This is a genomic window from Microvirga sp. P5_D2 (assembly GCF_054049475.1).
In genome coordinates, this window is sequence record NZ_JBFUMH010000399.1 from 1 (window position 1) to 757 (window position 757).

Annotated in this window: 2 protein-coding genes; one reads left to right on the top strand and one right to left on the bottom strand. The window is 63.9% G+C overall.

What is annotated here, in order from left to right:
• On the bottom strand, positions 1-313 hold a 313-nt coding region (locus ACXJKO_RS31935; RefSeq protein WP_457095004.1), incomplete at its 3' end, for an IS110 family transposase.
• A 13-nt stretch (positions 314-326) separates the two neighbouring features.
• Here ACXJKO_RS31935 and ACXJKO_RS31940 point away from each other — a divergent pair.
• Complete coding sequence (locus ACXJKO_RS31940; protein WP_457095005.1) at positions 327-677, top strand: helix-turn-helix domain-containing protein; 351 nt, start codon at positions 327-329, stop codon at positions 675-677.
• Positions 678-757 lie beyond the last annotated feature (80 nt).

The following is a 757-nucleotide window of genomic DNA, read 5'->3' on the forward strand; positions in this document are numbered from 1 at the left end:
GCAGCGCCGCATCAAGCCGATCGGTTTTGGCGAGCTGGCCCAGAGCTTCCGCGAAGCGGCGAGCGTGACGGGGATTGATCTTCGCCAGCGGCAGACCGGCCCTGGCAAGACTTCGCTCCAGCACGCGGTGATACGCACCAGTCGGCTCGAAGACCACGCGCTCGATGGCATGGCCGGAGAGCCAGGCGATGAGGGCGCGATGGCCTTTGTCATCATTGGTAAAGTGGCACGTGGCTCCATCAGGGTAGAGACAAACATCGAGCTGATCTCTGGCAATGTCGATGCCGGTGGTCTGTGGTATAGAAGGCTGCATCTTTTCCGCGTCCTTGGCTTGTCATGCGGGCCATTCCTGCCGGGCGGCAGCCCAACACTTCTGCGTCAGCGACAGTTTCGCCATCAAGCTGGTGCGGCGAACGCGCCACCTCGGCTCACTGGCGCCGGCCCGCCAGGGCCGTCCGCCGGGACACGGCAAGCTGGTGCCTTATGAGACCTTCCTGATCCAGACTGTCGAGGCCAAGCCCGCCATCACTATGCCCGAACTGGCCGCTCGGCTGCTCGACGAGCACGGGATCGTTGCGGCTCCCGCGATGCTCTCGCGCTTCCTGTGCCGGTGCGGCTTCACTTATAAAAAAACACCTGATGGCGGCGGAGTGCGCACGCGCCGACGTGCGGGATGAACGCCGCACTTGGAGAGACCACCGTCAGGTCCGCATGCGCCAAGAGCCGCACCGGCTGGTGTTCTTGGATGAGACGTACG